The sequence below is a fragment of the Streptomyces goshikiensis genome (genome assembly GCF_014650555.1).
Lineage (GTDB): Bacteria > Actinomycetota > Actinomycetes > Streptomycetales > Streptomycetaceae > Streptomyces > Streptomyces goshikiensis.
The window spans coordinates 793,440-811,980 of the sequence record NZ_BMVE01000001.1; the positions used below are offsets into that span (position 1 = coordinate 793,440).

20 protein-coding genes are annotated in these 18,541 nt (G+C 72.6%); 12 read left to right on the plus strand and 8 right to left on the minus strand.

What is annotated here, in order from left to right; all coding sequences use genetic code 11:
• Positions 1-34: 34 nt before the first annotated feature.
• Entirely contained in the window at positions 35-886 is an 852-nt protein-coding gene (locus tag IE248_RS03605) for a biotin--[acetyl-CoA-carboxylase] ligase (protein ID WP_100581909.1), read from the minus strand.
• A 323-nt stretch (positions 887-1,209) separates the two neighbouring features.
• Here IE248_RS03605 and IE248_RS03610 point away from each other — a divergent pair, with 323 nt between their 5' ends.
• From IE248_RS03610 to IE248_RS03620, 4 genes are all read left to right on the plus strand, one after another.
• Positions 1,210-2,805, plus strand: a complete 1,596-nt coding sequence (locus tag IE248_RS03610; RefSeq protein ID WP_008742010.1) for an acyl-CoA carboxylase subunit beta — start codon at positions 1,210-1,212, stop codon at positions 2,803-2,805.
• 12 nt (positions 2,806-2,817) lie between these two features.
• Positions 2,818-3,027, plus strand: coding sequence for an acyl-CoA carboxylase epsilon subunit (locus IE248_RS03615; RefSeq protein WP_037798083.1), 210 nt, complete (start codon positions 2,818-2,820; stop codon positions 3,025-3,027).
• Positions 3,028-3,106: 79 nt separating this feature from the next.
• Entirely contained in the window at positions 3,107-3,238 is a 132-nt protein-coding gene (mmpB, locus tag IE248_RS38105) for a morphogenic membrane protein MmpB (protein WP_086025410.1), read from the plus strand.
• 33 nt (positions 3,239-3,271) lie between these two features.
• Entirely contained in the window at positions 3,272-3,886 is a 615-nt protein-coding gene (locus tag IE248_RS03620; RefSeq protein ID WP_190029935.1) for a nucleoside triphosphate pyrophosphatase, read from the plus strand.
• On the opposite strand, the gene IE248_RS03625 is transcribed toward IE248_RS03620, so the two are convergent.
• Positions 3,867-4,304, minus strand: a complete 438-nt coding sequence (locus IE248_RS03625; RefSeq protein ID WP_373301471.1) for a hypothetical protein — start codon at positions 4,302-4,304, stop codon at positions 3,867-3,869. The two genes, IE248_RS03620 and IE248_RS03625, sit on opposite strands and share 20 nt — an antisense overlap.
• Positions 4,305-4,740: 436 nt before the next feature.
• Between IE248_RS03625 and IE248_RS03630 the strand changes: the two genes are divergently transcribed.
• Positions 4,741-6,495, plus strand: a complete 1,755-nt coding sequence (locus IE248_RS03630) for an acetyl/propionyl/methylcrotonyl-CoA carboxylase subunit alpha (protein ID WP_073773685.1) — start codon at positions 4,741-4,743, stop codon at positions 6,493-6,495.
• Positions 6,496-6,570: 75 nt separating this feature from the next.
• On the opposite strand, the gene IE248_RS03635 is transcribed toward IE248_RS03630, so the two are convergent.
• Entirely contained in the window at positions 6,571-7,491 is a 921-nt protein-coding gene (locus IE248_RS03635; protein WP_037798082.1) for a DeoR/GlpR family DNA-binding transcription regulator, read from the minus strand.
• A gap of 211 nt (positions 7,492-7,702) precedes the next feature.
• Complete coding sequence (locus tag IE248_RS03640; protein WP_037793691.1) at positions 7,703-9,142, minus strand: NAD(P)H-quinone dehydrogenase; 1,440 nt, start codon at positions 9,140-9,142, stop codon at positions 7,703-7,705.
• A 185-nt stretch (positions 9,143-9,327) separates the two neighbouring features.
• On the opposite strand from IE248_RS03640, the gene IE248_RS03645 reads away from it, so the two are divergent.
• The 3 genes from IE248_RS03645 to IE248_RS03655 all read left to right on the plus strand — a co-directional run bounded on the left by IE248_RS03645 (position 9,328) and on the right by IE248_RS03655 (position 12,376).
• The gene (locus tag IE248_RS03645) at positions 9,328-9,765 is read left to right on the plus strand and encodes a gamma-glutamylcyclotransferase family protein (RefSeq protein ID WP_008742019.1); all 438 of its coding nucleotides are present in this window, start codon (positions 9,328-9,330) and stop codon (positions 9,763-9,765) included.
• 110 nt (positions 9,766-9,875) lie between these two features.
• Entirely contained in the window at positions 9,876-10,682 is an 807-nt protein-coding gene (locus tag IE248_RS03650; RefSeq protein WP_008742020.1) for a purine-nucleoside phosphorylase, read from the plus strand.
• Between the two features lie 44 nt (positions 10,683-10,726).
• Complete coding sequence (locus IE248_RS03655; protein ID WP_100581907.1) at positions 10,727-12,376, plus strand: phospho-sugar mutase; 1,650 nt, start codon at positions 10,727-10,729, stop codon at positions 12,374-12,376.
• Between the two features lie 269 nt (positions 12,377-12,645).
• Here the strand turns inward: IE248_RS03655 and IE248_RS03660 are convergent, their stop codons facing one another.
• The 3 genes from IE248_RS03660 to afsQ1 are packed head-to-tail and all read right to left on the minus strand — an operon-like array spanning position 12,646 to position 15,423.
• Positions 12,646-13,278 carry a hypothetical protein gene (locus IE248_RS03660; RefSeq protein ID WP_073795098.1) on the minus strand — a complete coding sequence of 211 codons (633 nt, stop codon included), beginning with the start codon at positions 13,276-13,278 and terminating at the stop codon, positions 12,646-12,648.
• Positions 13,262-14,749 carry a sensor histidine kinase gene (locus IE248_RS03665; RefSeq protein ID WP_037793694.1) on the minus strand — a complete coding sequence of 496 codons (1,488 nt, stop codon included), beginning with the start codon at positions 14,747-14,749 and terminating at the stop codon, positions 13,262-13,264. The genes IE248_RS03660 and IE248_RS03665 overlap by 17 nt, the downstream gene beginning before the upstream one ends.
• Positions 14,746-15,423, minus strand: coding sequence for a two-component system response regulator AfsQ1 (afsQ1, locus tag IE248_RS03670; RefSeq protein ID WP_008742024.1), 678 nt, complete (start codon positions 15,421-15,423; stop codon positions 14,746-14,748). The genes IE248_RS03665 and afsQ1 overlap by 4 nt, the downstream gene beginning before the upstream one ends.
• A gap of 183 nt (positions 15,424-15,606) precedes the next feature.
• Here afsQ1 and IE248_RS03675 point away from each other — a divergent pair, with 183 nt between their 5' ends.
• The 3 genes from IE248_RS03675 to IE248_RS03685 all read left to right on the plus strand — a co-directional run bounded on the left by IE248_RS03675 (position 15,607) and on the right by IE248_RS03685 (position 17,352).
• Positions 15,607-16,314 carry a SigE family RNA polymerase sigma factor gene (locus IE248_RS03675; protein ID WP_073795096.1) on the plus strand — a complete coding sequence of 236 codons (708 nt, stop codon included), beginning with the start codon at positions 15,607-15,609 and terminating at the stop codon, positions 16,312-16,314.
• 169 nt (positions 16,315-16,483) lie between these two features.
• Positions 16,484-16,927: an SRPBCC family protein gene (locus tag IE248_RS03680; protein ID WP_198944735.1), complete on the plus strand. Its 444-nt coding sequence runs from the start codon at positions 16,484-16,486 to the stop codon at positions 16,925-16,927.
• Complete coding sequence (locus tag IE248_RS03685) at positions 16,924-17,352, plus strand: MarR family winged helix-turn-helix transcriptional regulator (protein WP_100581906.1); 429 nt, start codon at positions 16,924-16,926, stop codon at positions 17,350-17,352. Before IE248_RS03680 ends, IE248_RS03685 begins: the two co-directional genes overlap by 4 nt.
• A gap of 7 nt (positions 17,353-17,359) precedes the next feature.
• Here IE248_RS03685 and IE248_RS03690 read toward each other — a convergent pair whose 3' ends face one another.
• Positions 17,360-18,061, minus strand: coding sequence for a uridine kinase family protein (locus tag IE248_RS03690; RefSeq protein WP_100581999.1), 702 nt, complete (start codon positions 18,059-18,061; stop codon positions 17,360-17,362).
• A gap of 54 nt (positions 18,062-18,115) precedes the next feature.
• Here IE248_RS03690 and IE248_RS03695 point away from each other — a divergent pair, with 54 nt between their 5' ends.
• Entirely contained in the window at positions 18,116-18,481 is a 366-nt protein-coding gene (locus tag IE248_RS03695; protein ID WP_008742029.1) for a hypothetical protein, read from the plus strand.
• Positions 18,482-18,541: the final 60 nt, after the last annotated feature.

Here is an 18,541-nt window from a genome sequence, read left to right on the forward strand (position 1 = left end):
CGGTCCGGTTCCCCGGCCCGCTCCCCGTCAGCCGCTACCGCACCGACCGCAGGTGGATGACGTCCCCGGCGCCCACGGGCTCCCGCTCCCCGTCGGCCGTCCTGACGACGAGCCGTCCGTCCGCGTCCACCGCCTCGGCCGTTCCGGTGAGCCGGCGGCCGCCGGGCAGCTCCGCCCGTACGTGGCGGCCGAGGGTGGCGCAGCCCGCCGCGTACGTCTCCTGGAGGCCGCTGGCGGCCGGGTCGCCGCCGGCGGCGCGCCACTCGCCGTACCACTCCTCCAGGGACCGCAGCACGGCCTTCAGCAGCGGCTCCCGGTCCGTGACGGAGGCCTTCGCCAGGGCCAGCGACCCGGCCTCTGGCACCGGCAGCTCGGCGTCGGTCAGCGTGACGTTGAGCCCGATGCCGAGGACGACGCCGTCACCGACCCGCTCGGCGAGGATCCCGCCGGTCTTGCGCTCTTCGCCGTCCACGATGACCAGCAGGTCGTTGGGCCACTTGAGCGCGGTGTCCACGCCCGCCGCCCGGGACAGCCCGGTCGCGGCGGCCACCCCGGCGAGGAGGGTCAGCCAGCCCCACCGCTCCTGCGGGACGGCCGCGCCCGGCTTGAGCAGGACGGAGAAGAACAGCCCCGACCGGGCCGGGGCCACCCAGCTCCGGTCGAGCCGGCCGCGCCCGGCGGTCTGCTCCTCGGCGACGAGCACGGCCCCCTCGGGCAGCTCCGCGGCGCGGGCGGCGAGGTCGCTGTTGGTGGACCCGGTCGAGGGGACCACCTCCACGGAGGTCCACAGCCCCCCGTCGGTCACCAGGGCCCGCCGCAGCGCGGCGGCGTTCAGCGGCGGCCGGTCGAGGCTCGACCAGTGGCCTGCGGAAGCGTCTGACGGCATCAAAGTTCCCCTTGCCTGGATGCCCGGCCCCGGGCCGGGCGCAAGCGCGTCTTCTCCGGCGAAACGGGCAGTGAAGTTCCGCGACAACCCTACCGACGCGCGGCCCGCGCGGCCGTCACGGACGCGATGCGACGCGACCGCCGGCCGGCGCGCGGCGCGACACGCCCCTAGGCAAGGCGGCGGGGCCAAGCAAGGCACTTCAGGTGTGTCAAACGCCGCACTGTCGAGCGCCCTGCCCGCCGATACGCTACGCACCAGTAGCCAGCAGTAGTCATTCAATTGACCAGGCAGTTGACGACACCACGCAGGGAGCCGCGACCCCGATGTCACAACCCTCAGAGCCGATCGACACGCACACGACCGCGGGCAAGATCGCGGACTTGCAGCGCCGCATCGACGAAGCCACCCACGCCGGTTCCGCACGGGCGGTGGAGAAGCAGCACGCCAAGGGCAAGCTGACGGCGCGTGAGCGGGTGGCGCTGCTGCTGGACGAGGGGTCGTTCGTCGAGCTGGACGAGTTCGCCCGGCACCGCTCCACCAACTTCGGGCTGGAGAAGACCCGCCCCTACGGTGACGGCGTCGTCACCGGCTACGGCACGGTCGACGGCCGCCCGGTCGCGGTGTTCTCGCAGGACTTCACCGTCTTCGGCGGCGCCCTCGGCGAGGTCTACGGCCAGAAGATCATGAAGGTCATGGACTTCGCGCTGAAGACCGGCTGCCCGCTCGTCGGCATCAACGACTCCGGCGGCGCCCGCATCCAGGAGGGCGTCAGCGCGCTGGGCATGTACGGCGAGATCTTCCGCCGCAACGTCCACGCCTCCGGGGTCATCCCGCAGATCAGCCTGGTCGTGGGCCCCTGCGCGGGCGGCGCGGTGTACTCCCCCGCGATCACCGACTTCACCGTGATGGTCGACCAGACCTCGCACATGTTCATCACCGGCCCGGACGTCATCAAGACGGTCACCGGCGAGGACGTGGGCTTCGAGGAGCTGGGCGGCGCCCGCACCCACAACTCCACCTCCGGCGTCGCCCACCACATGGCCGGCGACGAGAAGGACGCCATCGAGTACGTCAAGTCCCTGCTCGCGTACCTGCCGTCGAACAACCTCTCGGAGCCGCCCGCCTTCCCGGAGGACGCGGACACCGAGGTCACCGACACCGACCGCGAGCTCGACGTCCTCATCCCGGACAGCGCGAACCAGCCGTACGACATGCACACCGTGATCGAGCACGTGCTCGACGACGGGGAGTTCCTGGAGACGCAGTCGCTGTTCGCGCCGAACATCCTGACCGGCTTCGGCCGCGTCGAGGGGCACCCGGTGGGCATCGTCGCCAACCAGCCGATGCAGTTCGCCGGCTGCCTGGACATCAACGCCTCGGAGAAGGCCGCCCGGTTCGTCCGCACGTGCGACGCCTTCAACGTGCCGGTGCTGACCTTCGTCGACGTCCCGGGCTTCCTGCCCGGCACCGACCAGGAGTACAACGGAATCATCCGGCGCGGCGCGAAGCTCATCTACGCCTACGCCGAGGCCACCGTTCCGCTGATCACCGTCATCACCCGCAAGGCCTTCGGCGGCGCGTACGACGTCATGGGCTCCAAGCACCTCGGCGCGGACCTGAACCTGGCCTGGCCGACCGCGCAGATCGCCGTCATGGGCGCACAGGGCGCGGTGAACATCCTGCACCGCCGCGCGATCGCCGAGGCGGAGGAGGCGGGCAACGCCGAGGAGACCCGGGCCCGGCTCATCACCGAGTACGAGGACGCCCTGCTCAACCCGTACACGGCCGCCGAGCGCGGTTACATCGACGCGGTGACCATGCCGTCCGAGACCCGCGCGCACGTGGTGAAGGGGCTGCGCCAGCTCCGCACCAAGCGCGAGTCGCTGCCCCCGAAGAAGCACGGCAACATCCCCCTGTAGGAGGTCAGTCCTGTGGTGATCAAGGTCGTCAAGGGGAACCCGACCCCGGAGGAGCTGGCCGCCGCACTGGCGGTGGTCCAGGCGCGCGCGGCGGCGCTGGCCTCGGCGCCGTCGGGCGCGCCCCCGGTGGCGGACGAGTGGGCGGCGCCGTCCCGCGTGGCCCGGCGGCACCTGCCGCAGCCGGGGCCGCGCGCGTGGGGGCGTACGTACTGGCCCGCGTAGGGAAGATGGCGTGAACGGACGGTGGCGCCTGAGTACTCGTACTCAGGCGCCACGGCCGCCGCGGGGTCAGGATCGGGGCATGCTCTGGTCTGATCCCAAGGACGAGCCGCCCCAGGACATGCGCGACGCGCAGGCCATGCTCCGGCGGCTGATCGTGGTGCTCGCGCTCGCCATGCTCGTGGTGGTGTACGTCCTCGGCGTCGGCTTCTGAGCCCGGCCGGGCGGCCGCGGAGGGGCCCCTACGATGGCTCCCATGACTGCCGAACCCCGCGCCCTCGTCCTCGCCTCCGCCTCGCCCGCCCGGCTGAACCTGCTGCGGCAGGCCGGGCTCGCCCCGCACGTCATCGTCAGCCACTTCGACGAGGACACCCGGAACGCGGACACCCCGGCGGAGCTGGCGCTGGCGCTGGCCGAGGCCAAGGCGGCCGTCGTGGCCGCCCTGGAGGAGGCCGCGGGCGCCCTGGTGATCGGCTGCGACTCGGTGCTGGAACTGGACGGCGAGGCGCTGGGCAAGCCGGCGGACCCCGAGGAGGCCACGGCCCGCTGGAAGTCGATGCGCGGGCGGGCCGGCGTGCTGCGCACCGGGCACTGCGTGATCGACACGGCGAGCGGGCGCCGGGTCTCGGCGACGGCTTCGACGACGGTCCGCTTCGGTGAGCCGACGGACGCGGAGGTGGCCGCGTACGTGGCGAGCGGCGAGCCGCTGCACGTGGCGGGCGCGTTCACCCTGGACGGGCTGTCGGCGCCGTTCATCGACGGGATCGACGGCGACCCCGGCAACGTCATCGGGCTGTCGCTGCCGCTGCTGCGCTCGCTGCTGGGCGAACTCGGCGTGTCCATCACGGACCTGTGGGCGTGACCTCCCCGAGGCGGCCCTCGCCCGCCCCCCTGACCGCGTAGAGCGTCAGGGACAGGACGATCAGGCAGAAGATCACCATCACGGCGGCGAAGACGCCCCAGCCGGCGAGCCCGACGGCGAGGGCGCCGAGCACTCCGTGGACGACGGCGGCGGCGATGAGCACGACCCGGGCGACACGCCCGGGCCCGAGGTCCCGTACGGCGGCCACCGCGAGCAGGACCGCGCACAGCAGCAGGAAGGCGCCCATGACGGCGCCCAGCGCGTAGGTCGCCTTCGACATGACATCGGGATCGCTGCCCGCGATGGACATCGACTGGTTCGCGGTGGTCCGGCCCAGGACGACGTGGACCAGGACGAGGACGGCCGCTTCCGCGACGAGCACGATCGCGGCCAGCCCGGCCACGATTCTGCGCAGCAGCACGACGCACCCACTCCCACCCGGCACAGCACGGCACAGCACGGCACAAGCCCGTTCGACGCCTGGAGGCTACTAACGGGTAATCCGGTGGACAAGGGTTCGGCGCCTGTTCGTTGCGCGGCGGCGCCTCCTCACCCCCTCGCGCACGGCCCGGAAAAGCGGCGCGCGGGGGCCCGGCAGCAAAGAATGCCTAGGCCGTTCGTAGGGACTCCACAAAGAATCGGCGCGGCCCGCTGGCCCGGTGGACAGAGACCTCGTATGGGCGACGGGGTTACTGTGCAGTCGGGGATCCCCCTGACCTGGGGCGCCACAAGGGTTTTCCGGACTCAAGGTGTACTCGAATCACACTCCGTGTGGGCAAGCTCACCTATGGGGAAGGGTCGAAAGGCCGTGTGGGCTGTCCCTAAACTCAGCTTGTTCCAAGGAGGGAGCCATCGTGCGCAAGGTGCTCATCGCCAACCGTGGCGAAATCGCTGTCCGCGTTGCCCGGGCCTGCCGGGACGCCGGGATCGCCAGCGTAGCCGTCTACGCCGATCCGGACCGGGACGCTCTGCACGTCCGCGCGGCCGACGAAGCTTTCGCGTTGGGCGGTGACACCCCGGCCGCGAGTTACCTGGACATCGCGAAGGTCCTTCAGGCCGCGGCCGATTCGGGTGCCGACGCCATTCACCCCGGATACGGGTTCCTGTCGGAGAACGCCGAATTCGCGCAGGCCGTCCTCGACGCGGGCCTGACCTGGATCGGTCCGCCGCCGCAGGCCATCCGTGACCTCGGTGACAAGGTCGCCGCCCGTCACATCGCGCAGCGCGCCGGCGCCCCGCTGGTCGCCGGCACCCCGGACCCGGTCTCGGGTGCGGAGGAGGTCGTGGCCTTCGCGAAGGAGCACGGCCTGCCCATCGCGATCAAGGCCGCCTTCGGTGGTGGCGGCCGCGGCCTCAAGGTCGCCCGCACCCTCGAAGAGGTGCCCGAGCTCTACGACTCCGCCGTGCGCGAGGCCGTGGCCGCCTTCGGCCGCGGCGAGTGCTTCGTCGAGCGCTACCTCGACAGGCCGCGGCACGTCGAGACCCAGTGTCTGGCCGACTCCCACGGCAACGTGGTCGTCGTCTCCACGCGTGACTGCTCGCTGCAGCGCCGCCACCAGAAGCTGGTGGAGGAGGCTCCCGCGCCGTTCCTGACGGAGGAGCAGAACGCGGAGCTGTACGCCGCGTCGAAGGCGATCCTGAAGGAAGCCGGCTACGTCGGCGCCGGCACCGTCGAGTTCCTCGTCGGCACCGACGGCACGATCTCCTTCCTGGAGGTCAACACCCGCCTCCAGGTCGAGCACCCGGTCACCGAAGAGGTCACCGGCATCGACCTGGTCCGCGAGATGTTCCGCATCGCCGACGGCGAGGAGCTCGGCTACGGGGACCCCGTGCTGCGCGGTCACTCGTTCGAGTTCCGCATCAACGGCGAGGACCCGGGCCGCGGCTTCCTGCCCGCCCCGGGCACCGTCACCCGGTTCGCCCCGCCGTCGGGTCCGGGCGTCCGCCTCGACGCGGGCGTCGAGTCCGGCTCCGTGATCGGCCCGGCGTGGGACTCGCTCCTCGCCAAGCTGATCGTCACGGGCGCCACCCGCGAGCAGGCCCTGCAGCGCGCGGCCCGCGCGCTGGCCGAGTTCGAGATCGAGGGCATGGCCACCGCCGTGCCGTTCCACCGCGCGGTCGTCGTCGACCCGGCGTTCACCTCGGACCCCTTCCGGGTCCACACCCGGTGGATCGAGACCGAGTTCGTCAACGAGATCCCGGCGTTCGCGGCTCCCGCCGCGGACGACGCGGAGGACGAGCCGGGCCGCGAGACGGTCGTCGTCGAGGTCGGCGGCAAGCGCCTCGAAGTCTCCCTGCCGTCCTCGCTCGGCATGACCCTGGCCCGTACGGCCGCCGCCGGCGGCGCGAAGCCGAAGCGCCGCGCCGCGAAGAAGTCCGGGCCGGCCGCGTCGGGCGACACGCTCGCCTCGCCGATGCAGGGCACGATCGTCAAGGTCGCGGTCGAGGAGGGCCAGCAGGTGGCCGCGGGCGACCTGATCGTCGTCCTGGAAGCCATGAAGATGGAACAGCCTCTGAACGCGCACCGCGCGGGCACCGTCGTGGGTCTCACCGCCGAGGTCGGCGCGAGCCTCACCTCGGGCGCCACGATCTGCGAGATCAAGGACTGACACGCGTGACGACGGGGTTCCCGGGGCGCCTGCCCCGGGAACCCCGTTTTTCATGTGCGGCGGCGGCGAACCGCCCTAGCGGCGTCGCATGTCGGCCACGCGGGCCCGGTCGCCGGCGGCCTGCTGCTCCAGCATCCCGGCCGGCGCGCTCCGCAGCTGGGCCGTAGGCCCGCCCCGCCGCTGGACGGGCAGCGGGGACTCCCGGCGCGGCCGCCGGCCCACCATGGCGCCGTCCCCGCCGGGGGCGACGGCGGCGCCCGCCACGGTGATCTGGACGCCCTGGTCCGCCAGTGCCTGGAGCTCCGTACCGGCCCGGTCGTCGTGCGGCGGGGGCTCGTCCGTCACCAGCCGCGTCATCACGTCCGTCGGCACGGTCTGGAACATGGTGTCCGTGCCCAGCTTCGTGTGGTCGGCGAGCACCACCACCTCCGCCGCCGCCTGCACCAGCGCCCGGTCCACGCTCGCGGAGAGCATGTTCGAGGTGGAGAGCCCGCGCTCGGCGGTCAGACCGCTCCCCGACAGGAAGGCCCGCGACACCCGCAGGCCCTGGAGGGACTGCTCGGCCCCGCTGCCGACGAGCGCGTAGTTGGACCCGCGCAGGGTGCCGCCGGTCATCACCACTTCCACCCGGTTGGCGTGGGCCAGGGCCTGCGCGACCAGCAGGGAGTTGGTGACGACGGTCAGGCCGGGCACCCGCGCGAGCCGGCGGGCCAGCTCCTGGGTGGTGGTACCCGCGCCGACGACCACGGCCTCGCCTTCTTCGACGAGGCTCGCCGCGACATCGGCGATGGCGGTCTTCTCCGCCGTCGCGAGATGGGACTTTTGCGGAAAGCCGGACTCCCGCGTGAAACCGCCCGGCAATACCGCACCGCCGTGCCGGCGGTCGAGGAGTCCTTCTGCCTCCAGTGCCCGCACGTCCCGCCGTACGGTCACTTCGGAGGTCTGGACGACGCGGGCGAGCTCCCGGAGCGATACCGCTCCGTTGGCCCGCACCATTTCGAGGATCAATTGGCGACGTTCTGCAGCGAACACGAAACTGACAGTAACGCCAACGACCGTCTGGTTTCAGCTCTTTACGCCGGAATACCGAAGTTGTTCATAAGGCGGGGCGACTAGTGGTATACGCGTTTCGAAGAGTGCGTGAACTTCTCACCGCTGTGGTCGACCCCGCCCCAAACCCCCTGCGGCGCAAGGCGGTTGCCCGGGATCAGGCCTCCCCGGCGGCCTTCCGCGTGTGCAACTGGCGTGCCACCTCGGCGATCGATCCCGACAGGGAGGGGTACACGGTGAACGCGTTTGCGATCTGCTCGACCGTCAGGTTGTTGTCGACCGCGATCGAGATCGGGTGGATGAGCTCGCTCGCGCGCGGCGAGACGACGACGCCGCCCACCACGATGCCGGTGCCCGGGCGGCAGAACATCTTCACGAAGCCGTCCCGGATGCCCTGCATCTTGGCGCGCGGGTTGCGCAGCAGCGGCAGCTTCACGACACGGGCGTCGATCTTCCCGGAGTCCACGTCGGCCTGCGTGTAACCGACGGTGGCGATCTCCGGGTCGGTGAAGACGTTCGACGACACCGTCTTCAGGTTCAGCGGGGCCACCGCGTCGCCCAGGAAGTGGTACATCGCGATGCGCCCCTGCATGGCGGCGACGGAGGCCAGCGCGAAGACGCCGGTCACGTCTCCGGCGGCGTACACGCCGGGGGCGGAGGTGCGCGAGACCTTGTCGGTCCAGATGTGGCCGGACTCCTTGAGCCGGACCCCGGACTCCTCCAGGTTCATGTTCCCGGTGTTCGGGATCGCGCCGACCGCCATCAGGCAGTGCGTGCCGGTGATGACCCGGCCGTCGGAGAGGGTGACCTCGACCCGGTCGCCCACCCGCTTGGCGGACTCGGCGCGGGAGCGGCCGATGACGTTCATGCCGCGGCGGCGGAAGACGTCCTCCAGGACGGCGGCGGCGTCCGGGTCCTCGCCGGGCAGCACCCGGTCGCGGGAGGAGACGAGGGTCACCCGGGAGCCGAGGGCCTGGTACGCGCCGGCGAACTCGGCGCCGGTCACACCGGAGCCGACGACGATGAGCTCCTCCGGGAGCTCTTCGAGGTCGTAGACCTGGGTCCAGTTCAGGATGCGCTCGCCGTCGGGCATCGCGTCCGGGATCTCGCGGGGGTGGCCGCCGGTCGCGATCAGCACGGCGTCGGCCGTCAGGATCGTCTCCGTGCCGTCGGCGGCGGTGACGATGACGTCCCGGGTGCCGTCGATGCCCTGCGGGCCGCCGAGCTTGCCGCGGCCGCGCAGGACGCGGGCGCCGGCGCGGGTCACGGAGGCGGTGATGTCGTGCGACTGGGCCAGCGCGAGGCGCTTGACGCGGCGGTTGACCTTGCCGAGGTCCACGCCGACGACGCGCGCGGCCTGCTCGATGTGCGGGGTGTCGTCGGCGACGACGATGCCGAGCTCCTCGTACGAGGAGTCGAAGGTCGTCATCACCTCGGCGGTCGCGATGAGGGTCTTCGAGGGCACGCAGTCGGTGAGCACCGACGCCCCGCCCAGACCGTCGCAGTCGACGACGGTCACCTCCGCGCCGAGCTGGGCCCCTACGAGGGCCGCCTCATACCCGCCGGGTCCGCCGCCGATGATCACGATCCGGGTCACGAAAACTCCGCCTCACGTCTACCCGGCCGGCTGCCGCCCCGGCCGGGGCTTCCGGGGGTCTCCCCGGGGGATGCATTCCGTGCTCCATTGTCCCGCACGCTTCAAGGTGCTTCTCCCCCGGTCCGGCCATCCGTGAGGACGGCCGGACACGCCGCCCGCGCCGCCCCTCCCGTACCCTCGACCTCATGTCGCTCTACGCCGCGTACGCCGGCAACCTCGACCCGCGGCTGATGACGCGCCGCGCACCCCATTCGCCGCTGCGCGGCACGGGCTGGATCAACGACTGGCGGCTGACCTTCGGCGGCGAGCAGATGGGCTGGGAGGGCGCGCTGGCGACGATCGTCGAAGCCCCGCGCCACCAGGTCTTCGTCGCCCTGTACGACATCGCGCCGCTGGACGAGGACTCCATGGACCGGTGGGAGGGCGTCGGGCTGGACATCTACCGCCGCATGCGCATCCGCGTCCACACCCTGGACGGCGAGGAGGCGGCCTGGTGCTACGTCCTCAACGGCTACGAGGGCGGCCTCCCCTCGGCCCGCTACCTCGGTGAGATCGCCGACGCCGCCGAATCCGCGGGCGCCCCGCACGACTACGTGATGGAGGTGCGCAAGCGCCCCTGCTGACGCCGGGGGAACACGGAGGGACGTTTCGGCGGAAACGACAAGGCAACGATCCGAACACCGTGAGCTGCGCCATCTACGCGCGTAGGCAATGCTCGGTTACGCTCGTCAGCGTGAACGCATCTGTTACCGACCCCTTCGCCGACGCCACCGCCGCAGCCGCCCGTCTGCGTGAGCTGACCGGCGCCGAAACCCACGATGTCGCCCTCGTCATGGGCTCCGGCTGGGCCCCCGCCGCAGAGGCGCTGGGCGTGCCCGAGGCGGAGTTCCCCGTCACCGAGCTGCCCGGCTTCCCGCCCCCCGCCGTCGAGGGCCACGGCGGCAAGATCCGCTCGTACAAGATCGGCGACAAGCGTGCGCTGCTCTTCCTCGGCCGGACCCACTTCTACGAGGGCCGCGGCGTCGCCGCCGTCGCCCACGGTGTCCGCACCGCCGTCGCCGCCGGCTGCAAGACCGTCGTCCTGACCAACGGCTGCGGCGGCCTGCGCGAGGGCATGACCCCGGGCCAGCCCGTCCTGATCAGCGACCACCTGAACCTCACCGCGACCTCGCCGATCGTCGGCGCCAACTTCGTGGACCTCACCGACCTCTACTCGCCCCGCCTGCGCGCGATGTGCAAGGAGATCGACGAGACCCTCGAAGAGGGCGTCTACGTCCAGTTCCCCGGCCCGCACTACGAGACCCCGGCCGAGATCAACATGATCCGCGTCATGGGCGCCGACCTGGTCGGCATGTCCACCGTGCTGGAGGCCATCGCCGCCCGTGAGGCCGGCGCCGAGGTGCTCGGCATCTCGCTGGTCACCAACCTGGCGGCGGGCATCTCCGGCGAGCCGCTGAACCACGAAGAGGTGCTCCAGGCCGGCCGCGACTCGGCCGCGCGCATGGGCAAGCTGCTCACCCAGGTGCTCGCCCGCATCTGACACGGCACAGGCACCGGCACCGTACGAGAGACAAGGCGGAAGTAGTGCAGGAACAGGACGACCTGATCACCCGGGCCCGGGCCTGGCTGGCCGAGGACCCGGACCAGGAGACGGCGGACGAGCTCGCCAAGCTCATCGAGTCCGGCGACACCGCCGAACTCGCGGACCGCTTCTCCGGCACCCTGCAGTTCGGCACCGCCGGACTGCGCGGCGAGATCGGCGCGGGCCCGATGCGGATGAACCGCTCCGTGGTCATCCGCGCGGCGGCGGGCCTGGCGGCCTACCTGCGGGCCCAGGGGCACGCCGACGGCCTGGTCGTCGTCGGCTACGACGCCCGCTACAAGTCCGCGGACTTCGCCCGTGACACCGCGGCCGTCATGACCGGCGCCGGACTGCGCGCGGCCGTCCTGCCCCGGCCACTGCCGACGCCGGTCCTCGCGTACGCCATAAGGCACCTGGGTGCCGTCGCCGGCGTCGAGGTGACCGCGAGCCACAACCCGCCCCGGGACAACGGCTACAAGGTCTACCTGGGCGACGGCTCGCAGATCGTCTCCCCGGCGGACGAGGAGATCGCGCGGGAGATCGCGCGCGTCGGCACGCTCGCCTCCGTCCCCCGCCCGGAGTCCGGCTGGGAGGACCTCGGTGACGAGGTCCTGGAGGCCTACCTGGCGCGTACGGACGCGGTCCTGACCCCCGGCTCCCCCCGGGGCGTGCGGACCGTCTACACGGCCATGCACGGCGTCGGCAAGGACGTCGTCATGGCGGCGTTCGCCCGCGCCGGCTTCCCGACCCCGGTGCTGGTGGCCGAGCAGGCGGAGCCTGACCCGGCCTTCCCGACGGTCGCCTTCCCCAACCCGGAGGAGCCGGGCGCGATGGACCTGTCCTTCGCGAAGGCCGCCGAGGCCGGGCCTGACATCGTCATCGCGAACGACCCGGACGCGGACCGCTGCGCCGTGGCGGTCCCGACCGCCGACGGCGGCTGGCGGATGCTGCGGGGCGACGAGGTGGGCGCGCTGCTGGCGGCCCACCTGGTCCACAAGGGGGCGCGGGGCGTCTTCGCTGAGTCGATCGTCTCGTCCTCCCTCCTCGGCCGGATCGCGGAGGCGGCGGGCGTGGGCTACGAGGAGACCCTGACGGGCTTCAAGTGGATCTCGCGCGTCGAGGGCCTGCGCTACGGCTACGAGGAGGCGCTCGGCTACTGCGTGGACCCCGAGGGCGTCCGCGACAAGGACGGCATCACCGCCGCGCTGCTGGTGGCGGAGCTGGCCTCGGAGCTCAAGGAGCAGGGCCGCACGCTGACCGACCTGCTGGACGACCTGGCGATGGCCCACGGGCTGCACGCCACCGACCAGCTGTCGGTCCGCGTCTCGGACCTGTCGGTCATCGCCAACGCGATGGCGGCGCTGCGCACGCGGCCGCCGGCGGCCCTGGCGGGCCTGCGCGTCGTCTCGGCGGAGGACCTCGCCCAGGGGACGGCGGCGCTGCCCCCGACGGACGGCCTGCGGTACTACCTGGACGGCGACTACAAGGCCCGGGTGATCGTCCGCCCGTCGGGCACGGAGCCGAAGCTGAAGTGCTACCTGGAGGTCGTGGTCCCGGTGGCGGACGCCGCCGACCTCACCCCGGCCCGCGGCCGGGGCCAGGACGTCCTGGACGCCATCAAGAAGGACCTGGCGGCCGCGGCCGGGATCTGATCCCCCGCGCGCCCGACGGGTACCCCCGGCTCCGCACCGCCGGCCGGGTCCCGCGACCGGTGCCCGGCCCGGCCCGTCCGCCGGACCGGACGCCCATCGGCCCCCTGAGCCCGCCTCAGGGGGCCGACCCCGTTCCCGGGACTCCCCCGGCGGCCCACCGCTGCGCGGAGCCGGTCCCCGCCCCGCCCTTCCACCGTTCCCCGGACTCCGCCCGGACCCGCGCCTCAAACGCCGGCGAGGCTGGAAGATCCGGCCCCGCCGGGGTCCGGTCAGGAGGCCGTCGGCTTCGGGCGGACCACGTCGCCCAGGGTCGGGACCGATTCCGGCCGGGAGCGGACGGCGTCCGTGCACTCCCACGCCCGCGGCGGATCCGCGTCGGGCCCGCCCAGGACCACCGGCCCCGGCCCCGCCGCCACGGCCTCGCTGCCGGCCAGCGTGCACACGATCTGCGACAGCGCCACCGGCGGCAGGTCCTCCGGCCGCCGGCTCAGCCGCAGCGTCCCCGCCGGGTCGCCGGTCCGCGGCGGGGCCACGGTCAGCCCGCCCGGGACCCCGGTCGTGAACCCCGCGTCCCGTTCCCCGGCGGACGGCGTCCGCTCCAGCGCCTCCAGCAGCGCCTGCGCGGCCAGCACCACCGGATCGCGGCCGATCCGCTTCTCCGGCACCGGGACGACGCGCTCCACCCCGACCAGCTGCGAGCCGCAGACCAGCTCCACCGTGGCCCGGAACCCCTGGACCCCGCTCTGCGCGCCGGACGGCGCCTCCGGGGTGTCGCACGACACCCGCGAGGGCGCCGGGCCCACGTCGACCGGGACCGTCGTGGCCCGGATGCCGCAGCCGGACGTCCCGTACGCCAGCGTCGCCAGCACGACCCCGGACAGCGCCCTACGCGTCCACCTCACCGGCGATCACCTTCCCCACGTCCACCGGCAGCCGCAGCGTGAACAGCGCCCCGCCCTCCGCCGCGTTGGCGGCCGTGATGTCGCCGCCGTGGATGTGCGCGTTCTCCATGGCGATCGACAGGCCGAGCCCGCTCCCGTCCGACTTCGGCCGAGAGGCGCTCGCCTTGTAGAAACGGTCGAAGACGTGCGGCAGGACCTCCTCCGGGATGCCCGGACCGTTGTCCTTGACCGCGATGACCAGCCATTCCTCCTCGACCGTCACCGACACCCGCACCGGCGAACCGCCGTGCTTGAGCGCGTTGCCGATCAGGTTGGCGAGGATGACGTCGAGCCGGCGCGGGTCGAGCCGGGCCATGATGCCCCGCTCCGCGTCGAGTTCGACGGCGTCGAGCCAGGCCCGCGCGTCGATGCACGCCGTCACCTGGTCGGCGACGTCGACGTCGTCCAGCACCAGCCGCGCCGTCCCCGCGTCGAAGCGGGTGACTTCCATCAGGTTCTCCACCAGGTCGTTCAGGCGCCGCGTCTCGCTCACGACCAGCGCCACCGCCGGTGCGATCATCGGATCGAGGTCGTCGACCTCCTCCTCCAGCACCTCGGCCACCGCCGTCAACGCCGTGAGCGGCGTGCGCAGTTCGTGGGACATGTCCGCGACGAAGCGCCGGCTGGACTCCTCCCGCGCGCTCATGTCGGCGACCTTCTTCTCCAGCGCCTCCGCGGTCCTGTTGAAGGTCCGCGACAGGTCGGCGAGTTCGTCGGTCCCCGACACGTCGAGCCGGTGGTCCAGCTCGCCCTCGCCGAGCCGCCGCGCCGCGTCACCGAGCCGCTGTACGGGCCTGAGCACCGTCCGGGCCGCGGCCTGCGCGAGCAGCGCGGAGCCGAGCAGCGCGAGGCCCGTCGCGATGGTCAGCGACCAGCCCAGCGCGTTCAGGTCGTCCCGCTCCTGCGCGAGGGACTTGTACATGTAGCCGGTCGGCCCGCCGCCCACGATCCGCGTCCCGCCGACCAGGTACGGGTTGCCCTGCGGCTTCGTGCGCTGCCAGTACACGTGGTACTCGGCGTCGTTGGCCGTGGTCGTCTTCTGCCGGTCGTTCACCGCGTGCTGGAGGGACTTGGGTACGTCGTCCAGCCCGAAGGAGTCGGGGCCGGCCGCGCCGAAGACCTTGCGGCCGTCCTTGCGCTCGTCGACCAGCAGCACGCTGTATCCGGGGCTGCTGCCCGCCATCAGTTCGGCGGTGCGCTGCATCTCCTCGGGCGTCGGGTCGCCGGGCAGCGCCGCGGCCCGGTTCTGCATCTCCTGGCGGAAGTCTCCGAGGGCGGCTTCCTGGACGCGGGTGAGGACCGCCTCGCGGTTGAGCCAGTAGGCGATCCCGGAGGCGGAGACGGCGGCCGTCAGCGCGACCAGGGCGAACACGACGAGGAGCCGCAGCCGCAGGCTGGTCCAGCGCCGGCCCGCGAACAGGGCTCGGATCACTGCGGGGAGTCCAGCCGGTAGCCGACGCCGCGCACGGTACGGATCAGGGTCGGCGAGGACGGGATCTCCTCGACCTTGGCGCGCAGCCGCTGCACGCACGCGTCGACGAGCCGGGAGTCGCCGAGGTAGTCGTGCTCCCACACCAGCCGCAGCAGCTGCTGCCGGGAGAGCGCCTGGCCGGGCCGCCGGCTGAGTTCCAGCAGCAGCCGCAGCTCGGTCGGGGTGAGCTGGAGGTCCTCACCGTTCTTGGTCACGGTCATGGCGGAGCGGTCGATGACGAGGGACCCGAAGGTGGCGGAGTCGCTCGCCTCGCGCTCGCCGCGGCGCAGCACGGCCCGGATGCGGGCGTCGAGCACCCGGCCCTGGACGGGCTTGACCACGTAGTCGTCGGCGCCCGATTCCAGGCCGACGACCACGTCGATGTCATCGCTGCGCGCGGTGAGCAGGATGATCGGCAGCTGGTCGGTGCGACGGATCCGCCGGCACACCTCGAAGCCGTCGATCCCGGGCAGCATGACGTCCAGCACGATCAGGTCCGGCCGCTGCTCGCGCAACAGTTTCAGGCCGTCCTCGCCCGTCGCCGCGGTGGCCACACGGTGGCCCTGGCGAGACAGGGAGAGTTCGAGGGCCGTGCGGATGGCGTCGTCGTCCTCGATCAGCAGCAGAAAAGGCACGGGCTCATTCTGTCCCATTGCCCGTTGGGACTTGTACCCGCGTGCACGGCGGCGGTTCCGGGGTGCCTGTGACAGTGCTGTGACAGTCGGCGGACAACCCGGTTATCTCCCGGGGGCAGGCTTCTACTCAACGCACCAAGCACCACACCGAACCAGAGCAGACTCCACGACGGGGGGCGCGAGATGAACACGCTGCACAGCACCACCACCAGCGCGGTTGTCACGCGGCTGCACGATGTGAACCGCCGGGCAGGTGTCCGTACGGCGACGGTCACCCGTCCCCGCGCGGCACACGTAGTGGCCATCGACGCGAACACGTACCAGTCCTCCTCCGTCGCGCCGCTGCCCGCGCCGGCCCCGTCCTCCGCCTCGGAGGCCGAGTTCACGGCGTACGTCCGGGAGCGCCGGGCGGCCCTGTACGCGACGGCCTTCCACCTGACCGGTGACCGTTACGAGGCCGAGGACCTGCTGCAGAGCGCGCTGTTCTCGACGTACCGGGCGTGGGACCGGATCAGCGACAAGGCGGCCGTGGGCGGCTACCTGCGGCGCACGATGACGAACCTGCACATCAGCGCGTGGCGCCGGCGGAAGCTGAACGAGTACCCGACCGAGGAGCTGCCGGAGACGGCCTCCGACACGGACGCGATGCGGGGCACGGAACTGCGCGCGGTGCTGTGGCAGGCGCTGACCCGGATTCCGGAGCCGCAGCGGACGATGCTGGTGCTGCGGTACTACGAGGGCCGCACGGACCCGGAGATCGCGGAGATCCTGGGCATCAGCGTCGGCACGGTGAAGTCGAGCATCTGGCGGTCGCTGCGGCGGCTGCGCGAGGACGAGGCACTGAGCTTCGGGCGCGACGAGGCGGAGTCCTTCGAGGAGCTCGTCGCCTGACCGGACCACGGGGCCGGGGGGACCGTCCTGCGGGGGTGGGACGGCGGTCACGGAGGGGGAGAGAAGGCGGGACCATGCGGCCGTGGGGCCGGGGTCCCGCCTTCTCGCATGTCCGGGCCCGGTGGTGACCGCTGGACGAATAGTCTTCGCGGAGATAATCTCTCCACAGATGAACTTCTGGTCCAAGGAGGCCCCCATGTGGGAGTACGAGCACGCCGTCGAGACCGCCGCCGACCGCGGGGCGATCTGGCGGCTCTGGAGCGACGTGGAGAACTGGGGCGCCTGGAACGGCGGGATCGAGAAGATCGAACTCCGGGGCCCGTTCGCCGAAGGCGCCGAGATCGCGATGACCCCGCCCGGGGAGGACCCGGTGCTCCTGCGGGTCACCGCGCTCGGCGAGGGCGAACACTTCACCGACGAGGCCCGCTTCGGGGGGCTCGTCCTGCGCACCACCCACCGCCTCGTCCCGCTCGGCGAGGACCGCACGCGGGTGGTCTACCGGATGGAGATCAGCGGCGAGGGCGCAGAGGAGGCCGGGCCGCAGATCGGCCCCGGCATCACGGCGGACTGGCCCGAGACGATGGCCGCGCTCGTGGAGCTCGCGGCGCGGTGAAGCCCGGAGAGAGCCCCGGATTCCTGCTGTGGCACGTCACGCTGCGCTGGCAGCGTGACATCGCGGCGGCCCTGACCCCGCTCGACCTCACGCACGTGCAGTTCGTCCTGCTCGCGTGCACCTGGTGGCTGAACGGCCAGGGCGAGCGGCCCAACCAGCTGGCCGTGGCCCGTCAGGCGGGCACGGACGTGAAGATGACCTCCCAGGTGCTGCGCACCCTGGAGAAGAAGGGCCTGATCGAACGCGAGGTGGACCCGGCCGACACCCGCGCCAGGCGGCTGCGCGTCACCGCGCTCGGCGCCGAGCTGGCCCCCCGGGCGATCGCGGCGGTGGAAGAGGTCGACGCCCGGTTCTTCGCCCCGGCCCCCATCGAGGCCGCGGTGTCCCTCCTGGCCCGCCTGGCCGTCGACCAGGAGACGGCCTGAGCCGGGCCTAAGCCGCGGCCGGGGTGGCGCGGTGGCGCCCGGCGGCCGCGGCGGCGAGGCGGCCGAGGGCCTCGTCCCGGCCGCACGGGTGCGCACCCAGGGCGGCGTGGCGGGCCACGATGCCGCGCTCCGCCCGCATCAGCCGCAGGCCCCGCCGCAGCAGGAACAGGACCGACTTGCGGCCCTCGCGCAGATCGCGCGCCAGCCGGCGGCGGAACGTCGTGGACGGCCGCCCCCGCAGGCAGAGCGCGTCGGCCAGCAGCCCGAGCTCCTGGCACCGGGCGGCGATGTCGGCCGCGAAGATCCCCTCGGCGATGAACAGCGGCGTCCGGGAGATGTCCAGCGCCTCCGCCCCGGTCCGCGAGGACGTCGCGATGTCGTAGACCGGCACCTGCGTACGGCCGGCGGCGCACAGTTCCTCGATCGCCGCGACGGCGGTGTCCGCGTCCCAGGACAGCGGGGAGTCCCAGTCAATGTCCGAACTCCCCTCGACCAGCGGGAGGGTCGGGTCGCCCCCCTCCTTGTAGAAGTCGTCCAGGCGCAGTACGGGCAGGCCCGAGCGGGCCGCCAGCGAGGACTTGCCGGATCCCGAGGGACCGGTCAGAAGAACGACACGCGTAGGCAAAGGAGAGGAGGAGCTCACGGGACACCAGTGTGAACCATTCCCCCGCGCAGGGGATGCCTCCTGTGCCCGGTTGGTATCCAGGATCACACCTCAACTACGCTGCGTGCGCACGCGACTACGACCACAGGCGGGAAACCCATGGCACGTCACGCAGCTCCGCACACCTCCACGTTGCGCTCCGCAGGCCTCACGCTCTCGATGGCCGGCGCCGCGCTCGCGATGGCCGCGGGCGGCGCCCAGGCCGGTGAACTCTCGGTTCCGGCGGCGCTCGCGGGGGTCACCGACCCGATCGCGAACCTCAAGGTGAACCCCCTCGCGAACACCGGCGTGGACCCGCTGGACAACGGCGTCGGCACCAAGATCGCGGACTTCCCCGCCCTGGGCACCGGCATGGTGACCGGCGCCCTCACCCGCGGCCCCTCGGTCGGCGAACTGCCGACCGCCGCCGCGTCCTCACTGCTCGGCCCACTGCTCCCCGGCGCCGCCGACGGGGCAGGGCGCTAGCCGGACGCGGGCACGGAAAGGCCCCGGCGGCGCGGGGGGCGCCACCGGGGCCGGCTCTTC

Bases quoted from the DNA above. Each gene is read 5' to 3' on its own strand.
- IE248_RS03610 (WP_008742010.1), top strand. From the start codon at position 1,210: ATGTCACAACCCTCAGAGCCGATCGACACGCACACGACCGCGGGCAAG.
- IE248_RS03620 (WP_190029935.1), top strand. From the start codon at position 3,272: ATGGCTCCCATGACTGCCGAACCCCGCGCCCTCGTCCTCGCCTCCGCC.
- mmpB (WP_086025410.1), top strand. From the start codon at position 3,107: ATGCTCTGGTCTGATCCCAAGGACGAGCCGCCCCAGGACATGCGCGAC.
- IE248_RS03675 (WP_073795096.1), top strand. From the start codon at position 15,607: ATGAACACGCTGCACAGCACCACCACCAGCGCGGTTGTCACGCGGCTG.
- IE248_RS03680 (WP_198944735.1), top strand. From the start codon at position 16,484: ATGAACTTCTGGTCCAAGGAGGCCCCCATGTGGGAGTACGAGCACGCC.
- IE248_RS03605 (WP_100581909.1), bottom strand. From the start codon at position 886: ATGCCGTCAGACGCTTCCGCAGGCCACTGGTCGAGCCTCGACCGGCCG.
- IE248_RS03635 (WP_037798082.1), bottom strand. From the start codon at position 7,491: ATGGTGCGGGCCAACGGAGCGGTATCGCTCCGGGAGCTCGCCCGCGTC.
- IE248_RS03645 (WP_008742019.1), top strand. From the start codon at position 9,328: ATGTCGCTCTACGCCGCGTACGCCGGCAACCTCGACCCGCGGCTGATG.
- IE248_RS03695 (WP_008742029.1), top strand. From the start codon at position 18,116: ATGGCACGTCACGCAGCTCCGCACACCTCCACGTTGCGCTCCGCAGGC.